Here is a 1,411-nt window from a genome sequence, read left to right as displayed (position 1 = left end):
GGCCTTAATGGGTGAAAACGGCGCAGGAAAAAGCACAATGATGAAAGTGCTAACTGGCATCTACCGCTCTGACGGTGGGAGCGTTCATTATCAAGGCGAAACGGTTTCTTTCTCTGGTCCACGTGAATCGCAAGAAGTGGGGATCAGTATTATCCATCAAGAATTGAATCTCGTTCCCGAGCTAACCATCGCCGAAAACATATTCTTAGGACGCGAACCGACCAATGCCTTTGGCAAAATTCAATGGAAGAAAATGTTTGAACATGCCGATCAGCTCTTGGCGCGTTTAAATGTTCCATACAGTTCCAAAGCCTTGCTAGGCACCTTGCGTTTTGGCGAACAGCAAATGGTCGAAATCGCCAAAGCGCTCTCGTTTGAGTCCAAGGTGATCATCATGGATGAACCGACGGATGCTCTTACCGATAAAGAAACCAAATCTCTTTTCAAAGTCATTGATGAATTACGCGCGCAGCAATGCGGCATTGTGTATATCTCGCACAGGATTAAAGAGATCTTTGAAATGTGCGACGACATTACGGTGCTAAGAGATGGCAAGTTTATTCGGGAACTTTTGGTGGTACAGACCAATGAAGATGAATTGATCGAACTAATGGTCGGCCGTAAGTTGGAAGAACAATATCCAAGGATTCCTGTACAGCACGATGGTGTTTGTCTTGAAGTTTCTGGTTTGAGCGGCGCTTATATCAAAGATATAAGTTTTCAGTTAAGAAAAGGCGAAATTTTAGGTGTGTCTGGTCTAATGGGCGCTGGGCGAACTGAATTAATGAAAACCATTTATGGTGCTGAATCTAAAAACGCTGGTGAAATGAAGCTCAATGGCAAAGTGGTCGAACCAAAGAGTCCGCAGCAAGCACTTGAGGCAGGAATTGCTTACATTTCTGAAGATCGAAAAGCAGACGGTTTAGTGTTGTGCCTATCGGTGAAAGAAAACATGACCTTGTCTTCTTTAAAAGACTTAACCAAAACAGGACGCATCGAAACGGCACAAGAACGTGCGCAAGTGGATGAGTTTATCAAAGCCTTCAATGTGAAAACGCCAAGCCAGTCGCAGATGATTGGTAATCTCTCTGGCGGAAACCAACAGAAAGTATCGATTGCAAAAGGCCTTATGACATCACCCGATGTGCTTATCCTGGATGAGCCGACACGTGGCGTAGATGTGGGCGCGAAGAAAGAGATTTATCAACTCATTAACCAGTTTAAAGAGCAGGGTATGAGCATCATCTTGGTGTCGTCCGAAATGCAAGAAGTACTAGGTATGAGTGATCGAATTTTGGTAATGCATGAAGGCAAACTGACTGGTGAGTTCAAGGCTGAAGAGGCTGATCAAGAGTTACTTTTGGCATGTGCGGTGGGTCAAACTCAACAGCAAGCGACAACAGCGGAAGTG

General features: G+C 44.8%; 1 protein-coding gene. It reads left to right on the top strand.

The window, feature by feature from the left end; genetic code table 11:
• Window positions 1-7: 7 nt before the first annotated feature.
• A partial coding sequence (rbsA, locus tag A3738_RS02980; protein ID WP_068763341.1) for a ribose ABC transporter ATP-binding protein RbsA occupies window positions 8-1,411 on the top strand: 1,404 nt, incomplete at its 3' end.

The organism is Oleiphilus sp. HI0066 (genome assembly GCF_001635725.1).
This window is presented reverse-complemented; position numbering and strand designations above follow the sequence as displayed.